At 56.2% G+C, this 19,089-nt stretch carries 14 protein-coding genes; 11 read left to right on the forward strand and 3 right to left on the reverse strand.

The window, feature by feature from the left end; all coding sequences use genetic code 11:
• Positions 1-48 precede the first annotated feature (48 nt).
• The 6 genes from IDH41_RS08275 to IDH41_RS08300 all read left to right on the forward strand — a co-directional run bounded on the left by IDH41_RS08275 (position 49) and on the right by IDH41_RS08300 (position 7,527).
• Positions 49-1,047 (forward strand): S-layer homology domain-containing protein, encoded by a 999-nt coding sequence (locus tag IDH41_RS08275; RefSeq protein WP_190859960.1) that lies wholly within the window; start codon positions 49-51, stop codon positions 1,045-1,047.
• A 206-nt stretch (positions 1,048-1,253) separates the two neighbouring features.
• Positions 1,254-2,240 carry an ABC transporter permease gene (locus tag IDH41_RS08280; RefSeq protein ID WP_190859961.1) on the forward strand — a complete coding sequence of 329 codons (987 nt, stop codon included), beginning with the start codon at positions 1,254-1,256 and terminating at the stop codon, positions 2,238-2,240.
• Between the two features lie 28 nt (positions 2,241-2,268).
• Positions 2,269-3,150, forward strand: coding sequence for a carbohydrate ABC transporter permease (locus IDH41_RS08285; RefSeq protein ID WP_190859962.1), 882 nt, complete (start codon positions 2,269-2,271; stop codon positions 3,148-3,150).
• A 93-nt stretch (positions 3,151-3,243) separates the two neighbouring features.
• The gene (locus IDH41_RS08290; RefSeq protein ID WP_190859963.1) at positions 3,244-4,830 is read left to right on the forward strand and encodes an extracellular solute-binding protein; all 1,587 of its coding nucleotides are present in this window, start codon (positions 3,244-3,246) and stop codon (positions 4,828-4,830) included.
• A gap of 152 nt (positions 4,831-4,982) precedes the next feature.
• Entirely contained in the window at positions 4,983-6,752 is a 1,770-nt protein-coding gene (locus tag IDH41_RS08295) for a sensor histidine kinase (RefSeq protein WP_190859964.1), read from the forward strand.
• A 4-nt stretch (positions 6,753-6,756) separates the two neighbouring features.
• Positions 6,757-7,527, forward strand: a complete 771-nt coding sequence (locus IDH41_RS08300; protein WP_190859965.1) for a response regulator transcription factor — start codon at positions 6,757-6,759, stop codon at positions 7,525-7,527.
• A gap of 192 nt (positions 7,528-7,719) precedes the next feature.
• Here the strand turns inward: IDH41_RS08300 and IDH41_RS08305 are convergent, their stop codons facing one another.
• The gene (locus tag IDH41_RS08305; RefSeq protein ID WP_190859966.1) at positions 7,720-8,304 is read right to left on the reverse strand and encodes an NAD(P)H-dependent oxidoreductase; all 585 of its coding nucleotides are present in this window, start codon (positions 8,302-8,304) and stop codon (positions 7,720-7,722) included.
• Positions 8,305-8,471: 167 nt separating this feature from the next.
• Between IDH41_RS08305 and IDH41_RS08310 the strand changes: the two genes are divergently transcribed.
• Positions 8,472-9,491 (forward strand): AraC family transcriptional regulator, encoded by a 1,020-nt coding sequence (locus tag IDH41_RS08310; RefSeq protein ID WP_223829571.1) that lies wholly within the window; start codon positions 8,472-8,474, stop codon positions 9,489-9,491.
• A gap of 56 nt (positions 9,492-9,547) precedes the next feature.
• Here IDH41_RS08310 and IDH41_RS08315 read toward each other — a convergent pair whose 3' ends face one another.
• The gene (locus IDH41_RS08315) at positions 9,548-10,399 is read right to left on the reverse strand and encodes an AraC family transcriptional regulator (protein WP_190859969.1); all 852 of its coding nucleotides are present in this window, start codon (positions 10,397-10,399) and stop codon (positions 9,548-9,550) included.
• 121 nt (positions 10,400-10,520) lie between these two features.
• On the opposite strand from IDH41_RS08315, the gene IDH41_RS08320 reads away from it, so the two are divergent.
• The 4 genes from IDH41_RS08320 to IDH41_RS08335 all read left to right on the forward strand — a co-directional run bounded on the left by IDH41_RS08320 (position 10,521) and on the right by IDH41_RS08335 (position 17,417).
• On the forward strand, positions 10,521-12,575 hold the full coding sequence (locus tag IDH41_RS08320) for a beta-galactosidase (protein WP_190859970.1): 2,055 nt from the start codon (positions 10,521-10,523) through the stop codon (positions 12,573-12,575).
• A gap of 70 nt (positions 12,576-12,645) precedes the next feature.
• On the forward strand, positions 12,646-13,743 hold the full coding sequence (locus IDH41_RS08325; RefSeq protein WP_190859971.1) for a glycoside hydrolase family 88/105 protein: 1,098 nt from the start codon (positions 12,646-12,648) through the stop codon (positions 13,741-13,743).
• Positions 13,744-14,228: 485 nt separating this feature from the next.
• The gene (locus IDH41_RS08330) at positions 14,229-16,703 is read left to right on the forward strand and encodes a glycosylhydrolase-like jelly roll fold domain-containing protein (protein ID WP_317890706.1); all 2,475 of its coding nucleotides are present in this window, start codon (positions 14,229-14,231) and stop codon (positions 16,701-16,703) included.
• Between the two features lie 90 nt (positions 16,704-16,793).
• Positions 16,794-17,417, forward strand: coding sequence for a polysaccharide deacetylase family protein (locus IDH41_RS08335; protein ID WP_223829554.1), 624 nt, complete (start codon positions 16,794-16,796; stop codon positions 17,415-17,417).
• 36 nt (positions 17,418-17,453) lie between these two features.
• Here the strand turns inward: IDH41_RS08335 and spoVB are convergent, their stop codons facing one another.
• Positions 17,454-19,004, reverse strand: a complete 1,551-nt coding sequence (gene spoVB / locus IDH41_RS08340) for a stage V sporulation protein B (RefSeq protein ID WP_190859972.1) — start codon at positions 19,002-19,004, stop codon at positions 17,454-17,456.
• Between the last annotated feature and the right edge of the window lie 85 nt (positions 19,005-19,089).

Consider the following 19,089-nt stretch of genomic DNA (forward strand, 5'->3'; position numbering starts at 1 on the left):
GAGAGCGAGGCTCCTTCCTCTTCCTGCATGGGAAGGAAGATGCGCGAAATGGCCATTTTTAAGAGAAACGGATTGCTCTTCTTGACGGCGCTATTGTTATTGTCGGTATGGTCTCCCGGCACTCTTCTGGCGGCTGGCGAGCCGGCTTTCAGTCTAAAATCGACGAACAGGGAATCGAAAGTGATCATTGAAGTGAAGGGACGGCATTTAACCGATCTGTATGCCTATCAATTCCATCTGGCCTACGATTCGAATCATATGCGGTTTATCGAAGCGGACAGCCCCATCCCGGGATTTACGGTGGATCCGATCGTCGAGCGGGGGGATATTCTGTTCGCGCATTCGAAGATCGGCAGCGCCGAAGGAACGGAGGGCGACGCGACGCTTGCCGCTTTTACGTTCGAGAGGATCACCGGGAGCAACGCCAAGTTCACGTTAAGCGAGATTAAATTAGTGGATTCGAAGCTGGACATGATCGAGCTGGAGTCGAAGGTGAACGTCTCGTCCGCCTCCATCAGGTTTAAGGATATCGCCGGCCATTGGGCGGAGTCGTCTATTCTGAGAGCGAACGAGCTGGGCTGGGTCGCCGGCTACAGCGACGATACTTTCCGCCCGCAGCAGCAAGTGACGCGCGCGGAGTTCGTCACGATGCTCGTGCGCGCATTGGAGCTGCCGATTCCATCGGAGCCGCAGTTAAACTTCGCGGATAAGGAGAAAATTCCGGCTTGGGCAAGAGGCTATGTAGCCGCAGCTGTGGATGCGAAGATGATCGAAGGGTACGCGGACGGCACGTTCCGGGCAGGCAAGCTCATCTCGCGCGCCGAAATGGCGTCGCTCATCGTCCGATCGGAAGGCGTCGTTCCGGCACCGGGCGATAAACCAAGCTTTGCCGACACCGATGAAATTCCGGCGTGGGCCCAGCCTTACATTGCCGTCGCGGCAGACCGCGGATGGATCAAGGGAGTCGGGAACGACAGGTTCGCTCCGCTGAAGAATGCGACCCGCGCGGAGGCGGTGCATTTGATCGTTACGCTTCAGGAGCAATAGCGTTGTTCTGTAATCGCAGTCGGCAAGGTGGAAGGAGCTCGATGCTCCTTCCTCTTTTTTTTTGCCCATGAACCGTTCTTCCGCATGGAAACTTCAGAGCCTTAATGAAAACGATCTTAAAATCGAACAGTCTTAATCCGATTTATGATCAGTTTTCAGGTTGTGTAACCGCTTTTATAATGAGATTCAACAGGAGGTGCTGCTACATGAAAGAGGCAATAACCGTTAATCGGATAAATTCCGCAGCCGTACCTACGCAGGATACGCTTGCGCGTAGATTCCGCAAACAGATTTCCCTGCAGACCTTCGTCCTGCTGGGGATGGCGTTCCTGCTCGTATTCTCCTTCGCTCCGCTATTCGGCATTCTGATGGCGTTTAAAGATTACAGCATCAGCACCGGAATCAAAGGCATCTTCACGAGCGAATGGGTCGGGCTTCGTTATTTCCACGAGATGACGGGCGACTACATGTTTCCGACCTTGGTGCGGAATACGATCGTGATCAGCTTGCTGAAGCTCGTCATCTCGTTTCCCGTTCCGATTCTGCTCGCCATCATGATCAACGAGGTACGGAATTCGATATTGAAGAGGTTCGTTCAGACGGTCAGTTATTTGCCCCATTTTATTTCGTGGGTCGTCGTCGTCGGTATGTCTTACGCGTTCTTCTCGACCGAATACGGACTCTTGAACAATGCCCTGATGTCGCTCGGTCTTATCGGTCAACCGCTCGACATCCTTACCGACCCGAATTCGTTCTGGGGTCTTGTGGTCGGCTCCGCGATCTGGAAGGAAGCCGGATGGTGGACGATTATTTTCCTTGCCGCCATCGCGGGCGTCGATCCGATGCTCTATGAAGCGGCCGAAATGGATGGAGCAGGACGTCTTAAGCGGATTTGGCATGTGACGCTTCCGGGGATGAAAAGCGCCATTATCGTCGTTCTGATTCTCTCGATCGGCAGCATGCTGGGCGGCGGCATGGTCGGTTCGAACTTCGAGCAGTCGATGCTGCTCGGCAACAGCATTAACAGCGAGAAGTCGCAGATCATCCAGACTTACGCGTTCAACGCGGGACTGGCGGAAGGCCGATTCGCGTTCGCGACGATGATCGACCTCGTCCAGTCGGTCATCTCGGTCATCCTGATCCTGTCAAGCAACTTTATTGCCCGGCGCGTGTCCGGCACAGGTCTCTATTAATGGAATTTTGCAATAGGAGGTTCACGCCATGAGGAAACGGAGAAGCAAGGAAGATGTTATAGTGGACGCCGTTAACTATACGCTTCTGACGATCATTGCCTTGGCTATGTTATACCCGTTCTACTATGTTCTGATCGCTTCCCTTAATCTGGGCAGCGACACGGCGCGAGGCGGACTCTATCTGCTGCCCAGAGCGTTTACCTGGAACAATTACGCCTTTTTCTTCAAAGATCCGAATTGGACGAATGCCTTCTGGATTACGATTCTTCGGACGGTCTCCGGCACATTGCTCAGCATCGTGTTCACCTGCGTGGTTGCCTATGGGTTGTCCAAGCCCTATCTGTTGTTCCGGAAAGCGTATTTCCTGATTATCGTCATCGCGATGAACGTAACCGGCGGATTGGTTGCCTATTACGTGGTCCTGCGCAGCATCGGGCTGTTGAATACATTCGCGGTTTATATTATCCCGACGATGCTGAACCTATTCTTCCTGCTGATCGCCGTTTCGTTCTTTCGGGAAATTCCGGAGGAATTGGCGGAATCGGCACGGATGGACGGCGCTTCCGAAACGACCATTTTCGCCCGCATCATTATGCCGGTCTCGCTGCCTTTGCTTGCAACGATGAGCTTGTTTATCGGCTCCGGCCAGTGGAACTCCTGGCTTGATTCGGCTTATTTCGTTCAGGGACAGACGCTGCGGACGCTGTCTTACCGCATGATCGAAGTCATGAACCAAACGCTCGTCAGCTCCGATACGGCGGCGGCGCAGTTCATGACCAATCTACAGCTGACCCAGTTTTCCGTACAGGCTACCGCGATGATTATTTCCGTATTCCCGATCATGTGCGTGTATCCGTTTATTCAGAAGTATTTCGTGCAAGGCATGATGCTTGGTTCCGTAAAGGGTTAAGTTGACGATAGTGACCGGTCCGGCAGGAAGGGCTTGAATAGAACCGCCGGCTGTCATATATGCTAAACTTACAATAAAGGGGATGGATTCAGCATGAATAAGAAAGCGCTTAAAAAACCGTCGATTCTCGCGACGACCTTGCTGGCGACAACATTGCTCGTATCGGCATGCAGCGGCAATAACGGAGGTTCGAGCAGCAACACCGGCAATTCCACGGCAACACCGACCAATACCGCCGAAAACACAGGCAGCGGCAGCACAACGGAACCGGTCACGCTGGATCTGTTCGTCGACCAGACCTGGTGGCCGCTCAAGGATTGGTCCGGACAAGTGCCGGAGGAAATTACGAAACGAACCGGCGTCAAGCTCAACATCACGGTGGCGACCGACGACAAGCAGCTGCCGCTGATGATTGCTTCGGGCGATCTGCCGGACCTGGTAGCGACTGCTGCCCAGCATGCTCGCATGGCGGATTCGAAGCTTTCATTCGACTGGAACGGCCTGATCGAGAAGTACGCTCCGGACTTTAAGATCGATTCGGAGAATGTCGCCGTGAACACCGCTTCGGACGGCAAAATTTATACGGTCAGAAACAATTTCTCGACGAAAGAAGAATGGGCGGCCAATAAAGAAACGGCGCTCCTGATGGGTGCGGGCATCTCCGTCCGCGAAGACATCTTAAACGAACTGGGCAATCCGCAGCTCAAGACGCTTGACGATTTGACGAATCTGTTCCAATCGGTGAAGGATAAATATCCGGATATGATTCCGCTTGTCTTGAATCCTCCGAACTGGCATCGCGGCTATTTCGAACAAAATTTCGGGGCCGCTTCCGGCCTGAATGACGTCGACGGCAAGCTGGTGCACGGCCTGCATCTTCCGGCCAATAAGGAGATGTACCTTTACATGAACGGGCTGTATCGCAAAGGCTTCATCAAAGCGGAAAACTATGCGTATAAGAGCGAGGATCAAGGCAAGCAGCTGATGTACAGCGGCAAGGGCTTCGCGTACGCTTGGACGACCCAGGGCTCAGACCGGTTGACGCTGGACGCCAAGGACAGCGGCTACAAGTTCATTAACCTTCCGATGAAATTGAGCGACAACTACAAGTCCGTCAACACGGGGGTAGGCTGGCAGGGCGTATATATTACGAAAAACAATAAAGATCCGGAAGCTTCCATTAAACTGATGCAGTTCCTCCGCTCGGAGGAAGGCCAACGATTGGCGATGTGGGGGATCGAAGGCAAGAATTGGAACATGTCGGCGGATAACAAGTATCCGGAATTTACGTACAATCATCTAGACGACAGCCAGCGCAAGGAAAAAGGCGTTTACTATTGGGGGCTGCTGGCGGGCAGCGCCACGACGGAATTGACGGGCAGCTTCGTGCCGGGTACCGATTCGACGAAGACCGGTCAGGAGTATACGGCATTGACCACCTTCAATTCGGCGATCGGCCTCGTCGTTCCGGGAGCCGATTCCCAGGAGCAGGTTATTAAGAACAACATCGATAATCTGGTCAAAAACGAAGAAGCGAAAGTATTGCTTGCTACGTCGGAGGAAGCCGCTTCCAAAGCTTACGATACCATGGTTGCCCAGGCGGACAAGATGGGACTCGGCAAGTATGAGGAGTGGGCGAATTCGAAATACGAAGAAGTGAAGAAGAACTTCCAGCAATAAGGATCGCAAGGCTGCGAACGATCGAGTGGGACGTCGGAGAAGATCATCCGGCGGCCCGTTCGTTTTGTACCGGCAAACGGCAATCGGGAGTCGGCGGAGGACGGGGGAATGCTATACTTAAAACGAAAACGCTTTTTTAGCAGGAGGCAAGCATGAGATTGCTTCGTAAAGCCACCGACGGCATCCGACATATGCGGATCGTGCCAAAGCTGATCATCGGCTATATTGTTCTCATTTTTATTCCGTTTACGCTGTTCGGCTTTTTCTTCTATAGGCAAATGTACAGCAATTTGCTCGTCCAGTATCAAGCTGATCGCGTGAAATTGATGGATCAGTCGCTTGCCAGTCTTGGAATCGAGCTGTCCAAAGCAGAGTCGACGTTTCCGTTGTTTCAGAACAACGATCAGCTTCTTGAGTATCTCGACGGCCAATATAGGGATGACTGGGAGATGGTATACAACTATCGCAAAGGCATCAGCCCGACGTTCCAGTTCATTGCGACGGGGAATCCGAATATCGCTTCCGCCTCCATCTATAGCTTGAATCCGGCTGTGCTCAGTTTAGAGCCGGATATTCGAAAGGCGGACGATTATTCGGGAGAGTTCGACCGGAATCAAATCGATGCTCTCGCGCCAAACGAAGGGGCATGGTTTTTCGAAAATGCGGATGCGGATAACCGGCCAATCATACACTATACGCGTATGTTCTACAACGATACCTATACCCGCGAGCTAGGATTTTTGCAAATCGAGATAAAAACCAGCGTTTTCGATTCCGTGTTCGATATCCTGCCGGCAGAGACAGGAACGTGGAACTATCTGGCCGATGGCGCAGGCAGGATATTCTCCGTCGAATCGTCTTCCGAATGGACGGAAACGGAGCTCGAATCGTTTGCCGGCCGTGCGCCGGCATCCGGCGTCAATAGCTTTTACACGGACAACAATCGCTATCTCGTGCACGTCATCGCGGTTCCGAAGCTCGGCGCCACGATGATCAAGATCGGGAAAGTGGGTCCGATTCTGACGCTTCAAGCAAGCGAAGGCTGGTCGATTGCGGGGGGAGTGCTGCTGCTTGCGCTTCTGTCGGTTTTATACTTTATGATCGCTTCCTCGCTGGGCAACCGGCTGCTGCGTTTCATGCGCCATCTCAAGCGCGTCGACCATCCCAAGCTCGCCGTTTACGACGGCCCGAGCGGAACGGACGAGATCGGCTTCGTGATCAATTCGTACAATGCCATGATCAAGCGGATGGACGAGCTGACAGAGGACATGCATCAGACGGAGATGCTCAAGAAGGAAGCCGAGATCAAGATGCTCCACGCGCAGATCAAGCCCCACTTTTTGTACAATACGTTGGAAACGATGCGGATGATGGCTCTCGTCAAGGAAGAGAAGGAGCTGGCGGAAGTGGCATCGTCGCTCGGAAATTTGCTGCGCTACAGTCTGGTCAAGAACGCGGATGAAGCGACTCTGTCGCAAGAGCTCGAGAATGTTCTCCATTATATTGAAATTCACAAAGTACGCATGGGCGAGAGGCTATCGTTCACGATGGACATTCAGGGGGAGACAGGCGGTTATGTCACGCCGCGCTTTATCCTCCAACCGATCGTCGAGAACTGCATTCTCCATGGTCTCGGTCAAATCCGGGGCAAGGGCATCATCGAACTTTCGGTGCGCGAAGAGAGGAATGTCGTGCTGATTCGGGTGATCGACAATGGCGCAGGCATGTCGCCGGAGAGGCTTCAAGCCGTGCGTACGGCCCTGACGACGGGCCAGCCGGTTGACGAATCGGCCGGCATTGGACTACGCAACGTCAATGAACGGATCAAATCGTTCTGCGGGGGAGAATCCGGCATCACGGTCGACAGCACGCCGGGCAAAGGCACTACATTTGCGATTAGGCTGGAGAAGGAAAGGAGGTAACCGCATGCTTAAGCTGTTGATTGTGGATGACGAACCGATCATACTCGCGGGACTCGAACATTTGATACGCGGCGAGCGCTCGGCGTTCACCGATATCGAACGGGCTTCCGACGCTTTCGAAGCGCTGGACTTACTGGATACCTTCCGACCGGATCTGATCATTACCGATATTCAAATGCCGGCCATGGACGGTCTCGCTTTCATTCACGAGGCACAGCAGAAGGGAGCGAAGCGCTTTGTCATTCTGTCCGGGTACGATCATTTCGACTATGCCAGACAGGCGCTTCGTTTGCAGGTTAACGACTATTTGCTTAAGCCGATTCAGAAGAAAGAGCTGTCCGAGATTCTGAACCGCCTTACGTTAGAGATTATGGAAGAGCGGAAAGAGATGCCGAAGCCGGCTGACGCTCCGTCCTCTCCCGAACAGGAAACGAGCGTCCCGATCCGCAAATTTCAGGCGTATGTGCGAACCCATTTCATGCGGGATATCGCGCTTGACGAGGTCGCGGAACATCTGAACCTGCACCCGAATTATTTTTGCACGGTGCTTAAGAAAGAGACGGGCATGACGTTCCTGCAATATCTGCATACCGTTCGGATCGAGAATGCGAAAGAATTACTGGCGAATCCGGACCCGCTGACGATGGAGCAGATCGCCAAGAGCGTGGGCTTTGAGAGCCCGAGGCATTTCTATAAAGTGTTCAAGCAGTTCACCGGTCAGACGCCCGGCGCCTATAAGCAGCTCGTTATCGGTGAAACGACGCCTGAACCATGATCACTCCGAACACGCAAGGCAGAGGAGCGAATGACATAAATCCACAACGGATATACGTTATCCAGGCCGGCGGCCTAGTTTGTATGGTCGCGAGATGTCTAATAAGGAGCTAATTTGGCGAAAATAAACCCAAGCCGGAGCCAGGCTTGGGTTTTCGCATTGCATCTATTGATGCTCATCCGTTTACTACGATTAACCCCTGTTAGCACCGAGTCCCTCCGCTTTCCGTAACCATTTTTCCAGCACATCTTTCTTCTTAAACTTAAGCATGGCGAACTCGGTGATTTTCACGGGTTTGATCCCGATGTATTGCAGAATGTTGCGCTTCATAATAATGTGGTTGGCCCTATTTAAAAATAGTTTGTAGTACCAGAGCGGAGTATCCATCGTCACGATGAGGCGCGCCGTTTTCCCCTTAAGCAGCTGCTTGGGCACTAAAGAAGTAGGCGTATCGTATTTGAAAGCGAAGCCCGGCAGCAGCACCCGGTCGAAGAAGCCCTTCAAGATCGCCGGCACCGAGCCCCACCAATTCGGATAGACGAATACAAGATGATCTGCCCAGCGGATCGTCTCCTGCGCAGCTACCAAATCAGGCTCTAACTCCGTCCGCTTATGGTAACCGTACTTCAGAATGGGATCGAATTGGATTTTTCCGAGATCGATGACTCGTACATTCGCTCCACTGCTTACTGCACCCTTCTTATAGGCTTGTGCCAGCGAATTGCAATAGCTTTCCGGATTTGGGTGCCCGATAATTACAGCAATGTTATTCTTCATTTTAACTCCTCCGTGGTATGATGGTTATATGGCAATGATACATCCTGAAGAGGTTGCAAAAAATGACGAAAAACGCGAATAAAGTGATCATTCGCGCAATGGAAGGAAGAAGTTGAATGAACAGGGACGACGTATCCGTGTCTCTTTTGTTGCCAATATTGAAGACGATGGCGCTAGGCGGGTACGATTGGGATTCCTTTTGCGCTTACGCGGGGATGGATGCCGGTTTGCTCCGGACCCCGGAAGCTCGCATCGTTCAGGATGACTTTGAACGTATTGTTGTGGCAGCTGCCCGTTATACCGGCGACGAGATGTTCGGGCTTCATCAGAGCCAGCGCTTGAGCCTTTCTGATTTAGGTGTTCTTGGCTATGTCATGCTGCATTCCAAAACTTTGGGAAAAGCGCTGTCGGCTTATCAGAAGTATAACTTCATCGATTGCAGCGGATTCAACATCAATGTTGAGGTACAAGGCGAGGATGTCGTTATTTCCATATTTCTCGGCAACTCGCCGGAAGCTCCCGGCCGGCACTTCATAGAGTGCATGACGGCCTCCTTCTATCGGACGCTGCTTGCGTTAAGCTGTCGGCCTCTCCCCGTTAAAGCGATTAGTTTCATGCACGCCCCGCCGTCGCAGATCGAAGAGTACGAGGCTGTTTTTGGGATGATGCCGCTATTCCATCAGCAAGTGAATTCGCTGCGGTTAAGCAAAGAGATACTTGACTATTCGATTATTGGTTCGGATACGCGGCTATTCAATGTCTTTCAAGCGATGGCCGAGGAGGTTAGAGCCAAGCTTGCCTCAAGTTACTCCGAACTGACGAGCAATCTGAACAAGTGGATCATCGAATGCATGCCGTCCCATTTTCCGAACCTGCAGGAAGCGGCCAAGGAGTTCTTGATGAGCCCTAGAACTTTGCAATCGCGGCTTAAGGCGGAGAATACTTCGTATAACCGATTGGCCAATGAGGTTCGCAAGGAGCTCGCTATCCGTTATTTGGCACAGACGGAGTATACGATCGGAGAGATTGCCTATTTGCTGCATTTCTCCGAGCCCAGTGCATTCCAGACGGCTTTCCGGAAATGGACGAATTTGACGCCCGGAGAATACCGTCAGCGCGAGCGCGAGGAAGTAAGCCCGGGGGAGGGGCTGAGGCGTGGAATGAGTGTTGACTTCGCTTTGCGATAGGGCTTGCCCGTTCCGTTTCGAAATCGTTCAACCCCGGAGAGATCCTTATTTTCATGTTAATTGTGCGGGCGCTCCGAAGCGGCCCCCTCGCCGTACAGCTTCCGGTACGCGTCCGGCGTCATGCCTTCCTTCTGGCGGAACGTGGCCACGAAGTGGCTCGCGTCGCGGAACCCGACCGCTTCTCCGATGCGGCGCACGGTCCAATCCGGAAGGGAAGGCAGCAATTCCTTCGCCTTGCGGAGCCGCAGCTGAATCAAATAGGCGTACGCCGTCTGGCCGAACAGCTCGCGAAATCTTTCGTTCAGCTGCCTCTCGCCGATGCCGAGCTGCGCAGCCATCTCCGCCAACCCGATTCCCGGGTTGGCGAATTCTTTTTCAAGCCAATCCAGCAGCGCTTGAACACGCTCCAGCCGTTTCGATATGGACGGCCGGTTATCCGTGCGGGCATCGGTCCTAAGCAGCGTCAGAAACCGGTACAAATCCGCGGAGTACCGCCATCCCGACGGATCGCCGCCCGATTCGGCGAACGTCAGCAAGCTTTCCAGCTGGCCGGTGATCGGATCATGGCCGGCTTCCCACTGAAAGCGCTCGGCGACGCTCCAGCCGAACGATTGGACGATGCTCGCGGCCGAGCTTCCGTGAAAGGTGATGAAGCCGGTCCGCCAACGGCCGCCTCTGGCCTCGTATCGATGGGGCGTCCCCGGGGCGAGCAGGACGCCCGTCCGCTCCGTCATCCTCCAGGTGCGTCCGTTCATCGACAGCTCTCCTTCTCCTTCCAGCGTCTGAAGCCAGTGGTAGTAGGGATAGCCGTGCGGCCTTGCCATCGTCTCCTGATCGGGTTTGATGCCAATCGACTCCAGCTGCAGGGGCAGCAACTCCGCCGGGGAGGCGGGGACTACTCGGCGCATCGCATTGAACCTCCATATTCTTATATGCTATTTCTATTTTTTTATATTGGATACAGTCATTATAAGCCATAAAATGAAGTTATCCAATGCTGTTTTACCATATAAAATGAGGTGTGACCGAATGATTAACCCGAAAAAACCGAAAATTTGGTACGGCGGCGATTACAATCCCGATCAATGGGAGAAGCCGATTTGGGACGAAGATATACGCATGTTCAAGCTGGCCGGCATCGACGTGGCGACGCTGAACGTATTCGCTTGGGCAAAGAATCAGCCCGACGAGGACACCTACGATTTCGGCTGGCTCGACGAGATGATGGACAAGCTTCACGCGAACGGCATCGGCGTCTGCCTCGCGACGAGCACGGCGGCGCATCCCGCCTGGATGGCGCGCAAATACCCCGACGTGCTTCAAGTCGACTTCCACGGCCGCAAACGCAAGTTCGGCGGACGCCACAACTCCTGTCCGAACAGCCCGACCTATCGCAAGTACGCATCGCGCATGGCGGAGAAGCTGGCGGAGCGCTACAAGGACCATCCCGCCTTGCTGATCTGGCATATCAACAACGAATACGGCGGCGCGGGGAACTGCTACTGCGACAACTGCGAGGCGGCTTTCCGCGAATGGGCGAGGGCGCGTTACGGCACGCTGGACGAGCTGAACCGCGCCTGGAATACCGGGTTCTGGGGCCATACGTTCCACGACTGGGAAGACATCGTCCTGCCGAGCGGCCTCAGCGAGGAATGGGCCGGCGCGAACGGGCGGACGGAGACGAACTTCCAGGGCATCTCCCTCGACTACATCCGCTTCCATTCCGACAGCTTGCTCGACTGCTACAAGCTGGAGTATGAAGCGGTCAAGAAGCATACGCCGGACATTCCCGTCACGACGAATTTGATGGGCGCCTTCAAGAAGCTCGATTACCATAAATGGGCGAAGCACATGGACGTCGTGTCATGGGACAACTACCCCCGGTTCGATACGCCGCACAGCTACACGGGCATGATGCACGATCTGATGCGGGGGCTGAAGGACGGTCAGCCGTTCATGCTCATGGAGCAGACGCCGAGCCAGCAGAACTGGCAGCCTTACAACTCGCTCAAGCGTCCGGGCGTCATGCGGCTGTGGAGCTATCAAGCGGTGGCCAGAGGCGCGGATACGATTCTGTTCTTCCAGCTTCGCCGGTCGATCGGCGCCTGCGAGAAATATCACGGAGCCGTCATCGAGCATGCCGGCCACGAGCATACGCGCGTATTCCGCGAATGCGCCCGGCTCGGCGAGGAGCTCGGGAAGCTCGGCGATACGCTTCTGGATGCCCGGGTTCGGGCCAAAGCCGCGATTCTATTCGACTGGGAAAACTGGTGGGCGGTCGAAATGTCCAGCGGTCCGACGATCGCCCTTCGCTACGTGGACGAAGCGCATAAGTTCTACGATGCGCTGTACCGCTTGGGTATAGCGGCGGACGTTGTAAGCGTGGAAGCCGATCTGAGCGGCTACGACCTCGTTATTGCGCCCGTTATGTATATGGTGAAGCAGGGCGTAGCGGACAAGCTGGAGAAATACGTTCAGGCCGGCGGCGCGCTTATTACGACCTTCTTCAGCGGCATCGTGGGCGAAAGCGATCTTGTCCAAACGGGCGGATATCCCGGCGAGCTGCGGAAGCTGCTCGGCATTTGGGCGGAAGAAATCGACGCCTTGCTGCCGAGCCAGCGCAACCGGATTGTCGTACCGGACGGCGCCCCGGGCCTTCGGGCGGAATACGAATGCGGCATGCTCTGCGATCTGATCCACTCGGAAGGGGCCGAAGTGAAGGCGGTGTACGGCGACGATTTCTATCGCGGCATGCCGGCGCTTACCGTCAACAAGTTCGGGGCGGGCGAAGCCTGGTATTTGGCGACGAGCCCGGAGACGTCGTTCCTCCAGGATTGGCTGTCGCAGCTGTGCGCCTCCCGCGGCATCCGGCCTCTCGTTCGCACCGCGCCGGAAGGCGTGGAGACGACGCTCCGTTCCAAGGACGGCCAAGATTACTTGTTCGTGCTCAACCATAACGAGGATGCCGTTAGCGTCGAGCTGGGCGATCGTTCCGGCGTTGACTTGTTGACCGGCCGCCCGATCGATGGCGGCAAGGCGGAGCTTGCGGGCCGCGACGTATGGATTGTCAAGCTTCACTCGTAGATTTGTAATCCGTTCCACGGCCCCTGCTTCCGGCGGGGGCTTTGGACATGATGATGAGGAGATGAACGGGATGAAAATTCACGCTGATGCAAGCGATTTGAAGCAGGCCGTCGGACGCGTCGCGGCGTACACGTTCGACATGGATCTGACTTGGGATTGGCCGGGCGGAGTCGCCTACTACGGCGTCAGCCGGGCGTTCGAGGTAACGGGCGAGCAAGCCTACCTCGACCGGATGATCGCCTGGGTGGACGAATACATCGAAGCGGGCCTGCCGGGCTGGACGGTCAATACATGCGCGATGGGGCATATGCTGCTCACCCTCTACGAACAGACGAAGGACGAGAAGTATGCCGAGCTTATTTTCAGCAAAATCGACTACCTGGAAAATAAAGCGCTTCGATTCGGCGACCGGGTGCTGCAGCATACGGTATCGGCCAAAAACGATTTCCCCGAGCAGTGCTGGGCGGACACGCTGTTCATGGCGGCGTATTTCATGCTGCGCACAGGCATCCTGTTCGACAAAAAACATCTCGTGGAAGACGCGCTGCATCAATTTTTCTGGCATATCAATTACTTGCAGGACGAGAACGACGGGCTGTGGTACCACGGCTACAACCATATCAAGCAGGATCATATGTCCGGCATCTACTGGGCGCGCGCCAACGCTTGGGCGGCGTATACGATGTCCCGCGCGGCGAAGATCCTGCCGGAAGCTTATTTGTATCCGCCGATGATGCATATATGGAGTTCGTTGCGCGATCAGCTGGCGGCGATCAAGAAGCTGCAGAAGGAAGACGGCCTCTGGGGCACCGTGCTCGACTACCCGGAAGCCTACGGCGAAGTGTCGGCTACGGCGGGCATCGCGGCGGCGATGGTCACGCAAGGCAACCCGCTGCACGCGAAGTACGTGCAGAAGGCGCTTGACGGCTTGCTGGCGAACATCGCGGACAACGGCCGCGTGCTGAACGTATCCGGCGGCACCGCCGTCATGAACGATATCGCCGGCTACCTCGGCATCGACAGGAAGTGGGCCCAGGGCTGGGGGCAGGGGCTGGCGCTTGCGTTTTTGGCAGCTGTCCTGGAGAAGGTGAAGGGGAACGAGACGGAGTTAGAGAAGGAGACAGAGCAAGCGACAGCGAAGGAGACGGAACCTTCGATCGAGAATTGATCGCGTCTCTCCCGCCGGCTTAACCGATAACGCAGCCGATTCGGGCTGCGTTATTTTGTTATATTGACCGGATGGTCTATTAGGCAAAACTCCCTTTTTGTCTGATTGATCGAACAATCGCCCGCGCTTCTCTGTTACGCCCGCCTTCTTCGGCGATAACCGCGAAAGAGCAATGTTAATATCAAAAAATGAAACTAAATCGATCAAAACTTCGGTTGATTGCTGCTTAGTTTCAGTATTTGAAATTAAACGGTACAAATCGAGTGTTCGAGTTCGATACGATCCGTTGTTGTTTAAAATTTTGAAACTAATCTTACGCTCAGCTTCATTGTTTTTCGGTTAGTTTCACCTTTTGAAATTAATCCCGCCTCGACCGACGAGCGACAATAAAAAGAGCGGCTTTTATGCGAATCGGGCAAGGTTATGATCGAATGCAACCAAGGCTTGCGCTGTAGGATAAGAAGTTGGGAAGCGAGGTGTGCGACGTGAACAAACTGGCGTCCTTGAGAGAGAGGTTTGCCGATCCTCCCGCCGAATTCGGCCCGATTCCGTTCTGGTTTTGGAACGACGAATTGTCCATGGAAGAAATCGTTCGTCAAATACAAGATTTTCACGCGAAAGAAATTAGCGGGTTCGTCATTCATCCCCGAATGGGCCTGCCGCGCTCGATGCCGTACTTGTCCGACGCTTATTTTGATCTTGTGGAAGCTGCCGTCGCGGAAGCCGCCCGCCTTGGCATGAGCGTCATTTTGTATGACGAGGCCATGTATCCGTCCGGCGCCGCCGGCGGGCTGGTCGCGGGTCGCAATCCCGGCTATGCCAGCCGCGGGCTGAAGCTCGTCGAGTATCCGTGCGGGCAGGACGGGGGCCGCATACAGCTGGAGACGGGAGACGGAGATCGAATCGTCTCGGTCCAGGCGGCGCGCAAAATAACCGAGACGGCGATCGACCCGGACAGCGTGGCCTTGCTTGACTTCGACCAAGGCATCGCGGAATTCGTACCGCCAGATGACGGGAACTGGTCGGTGCTTCTCTTCGCGGAGACGGACTCGAAAGGTACGATTCGCGGCATCCACCGCGGCCAGGACGACGGGGAGCCGGGCGCTCCCCGGGCCGCGGATCTGCTTAATCCCGATGCGGTGGACACCTTCATTTCGCTTACGCACGATCGCTATTACAAAAGACTGAAGGACTACTTCGGAACCACCGTCATCGCCATGTTTACCGACGAGCCGGATTTGCTTGGCCGCAGACACCTTCGGGGCTTAAAGCCTTGGACGAGAGGATTCTTGGACGAATTCGTAAGCGGCGGCAACCGGGAACGCGATTTGCCCGCCCTATGGTTCGAAGCGGGGGAGGGGACGAGAGCGTGCCGGGACCGGTACGAATCCGCGATCCGCAGCCGTCTGTCCCGAACGTATTACAAACGTCTTGCCGATTGGTGCGAATCGCACGGCATCGGACTGACCGGGCATCCGGCGGCGAGCGACGACATCGGGCTTCTCGAGCATTTTCATATCCCGGGCCAGGATGTCGTATGGCGTTTTATCGCGCCCGATAACGGGAGCTCGCTGACGGGACCGCACAGCACGCTCGGCAAATGCTCGTCCGATGCGGCGCGCCACCGCGGCAGGAGACGGAATTTGAACGAATGCTTCGGCGTCTGCGGCAAAGAGAGCGGGTGGGCGCTCACCGCCGATAACATGAAGTGGTATTTGGACTGGCTGTTCGTCAGAGGCGTCAACCTGATCAGTCCGCACGCCTTCTACTACTCGATCCGGGAGGAGCGGAGAGACGAACGACCGCCGGATGTGGGGCCGCATAACATTTGGTGGCCGCATTTCCATGAATTCTCCCGCTATATCAAGCGGATGAGCTGGCTGATGACCGATAGCGCGAACGCCGCTCAGGTTGCCGTGCTTGCGCAGGCCGCGTACTTGCCTTGGCATATCGCGAAGCCGCTGTACGAGAATCAGATCGAATTCAATTACTTGGAAGAAGACCTTCTGGTCGACGCTTGCGAGTCGAAGGCAGGGACGGTCCGCATTGCCGGACAAGCCTATAAAGCGATTCTGGTCGAAGACGGAAGCCGATTCGGCCCCGCATGCCGGCAGGCGCTTGAAGCGTTCATCCGTGAAGGCGGATTGGTGATCGAGCTGCCTTCCGGTCGCGAAGGAATAGACGGGATCGGCGCTCGCCGCGTCGATGCGGCGGAAGAAATTCCCCGCCTTCTGGATCAGGTCATCGGACGCGATGTCGTGCTGCAGCCCGCAGCGCCCTCGATTCGAGTCAGCCGCGTGACGAAGGATGGCGCGAGCTTCCTGGTCGTGGCGAACGAAGGGGAAAGCCGATTCGAAGGAACGCTGCGCACGACATGGCTTGGAAGGGCGGAAATATGGCATCCTTGGTCGGGCGCGTGGGAACCGGCCTATAGCGAAGAGGCGACGGATGGCCATAGGATACCTGTGATCGTCGAACGCAGGGAATGCGTCATTATCGCCATCGACCCCAGCGAACGCGGCGTCTCGCGCCCGTACATTCCGGCCGCGCCGCCGGTAACGATCGATCTGTCGGAACGCTGGCAAACGGCGGAAGGCGCGCCAGGTACGGATCCGCAGCCTTTGACCTCTTGGACGGAATGGGCAGGAGGGGAGCGCTATTCGGGCACGGTTCGGTACGAAACAAGCTTCGAACTCGAGGCGTTCGATAACGGGCGCGAGTACGAGCTGAATCTTGGGCAGGTGCACGAAATGGCCCGGTTATGGGTGAATGGCCGGGAAGCGGGCGTACGGATGTGGCAGCCGTATTCGTACCGTATCGGCGCTCTCCTGCGGCAAGGAAGGAACGTGCTGACGGTGGCGGTTACGAACAGCTTGGCCAACCGTTACGACGGCCTGTCGCTGCCATCGGGATTGCTCGGGCCCGTGACGCTGACGGCAACCAAGCCTTCGAACGAATAAGCAATCGACGCGGGGACCATGCATTTGGTCCCTTGCCCGTTCGAGCCTGACGGATATGATTGACTAACATTTATGCAGGGGGGATGCAGGATGAACGGCGATAACATGTTTCATGAAGTTCCAACGTCCCGCAAAGCGATCGCGATGACATTCGATGACGGCCCTAATCCGATATACACGCCGCAAGTTTTGGACATTTTTCGGGAGGTGTCCGGCCGGGCCACCTTCTACATGATCGGGGAGCAGATGCTGAAGGCGCCCGAGACGGTGAAGGCGGTCGCGGCGGAAGGACATGAGATCGGAAACCATACGTACAGCCATCCCGCGTTGACCGACTTAAGCCCGGACGATGCCTGGCAGGAGCTTGAGAGGACCGAGCGGCTCATCGAGACGTTGACCGGCAGGAAGCCGTTAACCTTCCGGCCTCCGTACCTGCGTCATAACGAAGACACGCAAACCGTCGTCGACCGGTTCGGCTACAGCGTGGCGGGGGCTTTGAACGGGGAGTCGAAGGACTGGGAGATGCCCGGCGCGGAGCATATCGTTGACACGAGTCTGCGTCATGCCCGGCCGGGGAGCGTCTTGCTCTATCACGACGGCTTCGGCGACCGCTCCCAGACGATCGAGGCCGTGCGGCGGCTGGTACGAACGCTTACGGACCGGGGCTATCTGCTCGTGACGGTGAGCGAGCTGCTCGAGCTGGCGGAACGATGAAGAGCGTTGCAATAAATTAAAGGCCGCCTCCGCAGCCTACCAAGGGATCGCGATGCGAAGGCGCATGCTCCTCCACTTCAGCGTGCCGGTCAGCACGAGCGCGGCGAAATAGAGGAGCAAGGCGGCGACGATGGAAGCGGGCGTGCTCCAAAGCAGCGGCAGCCCTTGTTCGGTCAAATAGCCGAAGGTCCAGTGACCGCCAATCCCCATCACCGCCATGCTGACGCCGACCTGGAGGTAAGGACGGATATTCCAATAGAACCCGATCGAGCCCGAAATCGACAGGAAGTTGAGCAGCGCCTGCATGACGATGCCGATGCCGATGCCGTACGCGACGCCCTTGATGCCGAACTGGCTGCCGAACACGAAGATGGAGACGGCCTTGAACAGCGAGGCGATCACGTAGTTCACGAGCGTGTCCTTCGCCCGGCCGAGCCCGAGCAGGATCGCGTGCAGCGGTGCGTCGAAATAGTGCAGGAAGAACATCGGCGCCAAAATTTTGAGCAGCATGCCCGCATCCGGCGCGTCGTAGACAAGTGTCGTCAGCGGCGTCGCCCATTCGAACAGGATGACGGTCGCCGGCGCTCCGATCAACAGCCCGAGGCCCATCGCCTGGTTCATCCGCTCATGCATGAGAAGGCCGTTCTTGTTCGCCGCCGCCTCGCCGATCGCGGGCACGAGAGCGGTGGACAACGATTGCGTGATGAAGCTCGGCATAAAAAGCAGCGGGAACGCATAGCCGGCCAGCAGGCCGAATTGCTGCGTGGCCACCGCCGTGCTGATGCCGGCCAGCGCCAGGCTCGACGTGATGAGCAGCGGCTGGAACGAGAAGTACAGCGATTGAATGACGCCGTGACCGGTCGTCGGTAATCCGATCTTGAGCAGCTCGGAGAGCGTGCTTCTTCCATGCTTCAGGTGGTTCGCCCATGTCTCCCCGGGCGCCTTCGCTTCGCCGCGCAGCTTGTAGCTTGCTAGCAGGAACGAGAGGCTGATCGCCTCGCTGACGACGGAGGCCGCCATCGCGCCCGCGGCGGCATACGCGATGCCGTAGGGCAGCAGCAGGTGCACCATAGCGAGCACGCAGGCGATCTGCACCGTATGCTCGAGCACGTCGGAAGCGGCGATCGTCTTCATCTGCTGAATGCCGCGGAAATACCCCTTCAGCACCGCGGAGACGGCGACGATCGGCGCGATCGGCGTTATCGCGAGCATGGCGTAGTACGCGCGCTGGTCGCTCAGCAGGATGGAGGCGATCCACTCGGACCCGATCAGCGTCACGCTCGTCAGCGTCACGCTGAGGACGCCGGTGATGGCTAGCGAGACGTGCAGGATGCGCCGCACCTTCAACCGCTCGTCGCGGGCGTAAGCCTCGGCGACCAATTTCGAGATCGCGACCGGCAAGCCAAGCTCCGTTATCGTAATGACGAGCGGCACGAGCGGGTGCGCCATCATAAGCAGGCCGATTCCTTCCGCGCCCAGCACGCGGGCGATATACATGCCGCTGACGAAGCCGAGAATGCGGTTGATGAAAGCGGCGACCGACAGGACGAGCGTGCCTCGCATAAACGATTGCCCTTGTTGTGCCATTTCTTAAATCCTCCCGTTATCGAATACTTAAGTGTATTCAATAATTGGAAAAGAATGCGAACAAGCCCGAGGGCGGGGCGGGGGC

The organism is Paenibacillus arenilitoris (genome assembly GCF_014705655.1).
GTDB lineage: Bacteria > Bacillota > Bacilli > Paenibacillales > Paenibacillaceae > Pristimantibacillus > Pristimantibacillus arenilitoris.

Excerpts from the sequence above, each read along its gene's own strand:
- spoVB (WP_190859972.1), bottom strand. The coding sequence starts at position 19,004 with ATGGCACAACAAGGGCAATCGTTTATGCGAGGCACGCTCGTCCTGTCG.
- IDH41_RS08335 (WP_223829554.1), top strand. The coding sequence starts at position 16,794 with ATGAACGGCGATAACATGTTTCATGAAGTTCCAACGTCCCGCAAAGCG.
- IDH41_RS08290 (WP_190859963.1), top strand. The coding sequence starts at position 3,244 with ATGAATAAGAAAGCGCTTAAAAAACCGTCGATTCTCGCGACGACCTTG.
- IDH41_RS08305 (WP_190859966.1), bottom strand. The coding sequence starts at position 8,304 with ATGAAGAATAACATTGCTGTAATTATCGGGCACCCAAATCCGGAAAGC.
- IDH41_RS08295 (WP_190859964.1), top strand. The coding sequence starts at position 4,983 with ATGAGATTGCTTCGTAAAGCCACCGACGGCATCCGACATATGCGGATC.
- IDH41_RS08300 (WP_190859965.1), top strand. The coding sequence starts at position 6,757 with ATGCTTAAGCTGTTGATTGTGGATGACGAACCGATCATACTCGCGGGA.
- IDH41_RS08315 (WP_190859969.1), bottom strand. The coding sequence starts at position 10,399 with ATGCGCCGAGTAGTCCCCGCCTCCCCGGCGGAGTTGCTGCCCCTGCAG.
- IDH41_RS08275 (WP_190859960.1), top strand. The coding sequence starts at position 49 with ATGGCCATTTTTAAGAGAAACGGATTGCTCTTCTTGACGGCGCTATTG.
- IDH41_RS08325 (WP_190859971.1), top strand. The coding sequence starts at position 12,646 with ATGAAAATTCACGCTGATGCAAGCGATTTGAAGCAGGCCGTCGGACGC.
- IDH41_RS08320 (WP_190859970.1), top strand. The coding sequence starts at position 10,521 with ATGATTAACCCGAAAAAACCGAAAATTTGGTACGGCGGCGATTACAAT.
- IDH41_RS08310 (WP_223829571.1), top strand. The coding sequence starts at position 8,472 with ATGGCGCTAGGCGGGTACGATTGGGATTCCTTTTGCGCTTACGCGGGG.
- IDH41_RS08280 (WP_190859961.1), top strand. The coding sequence starts at position 1,254 with ATGAAAGAGGCAATAACCGTTAATCGGATAAATTCCGCAGCCGTACCT.
- IDH41_RS08285 (WP_190859962.1), top strand. The coding sequence starts at position 2,269 with ATGAGGAAACGGAGAAGCAAGGAAGATGTTATAGTGGACGCCGTTAAC.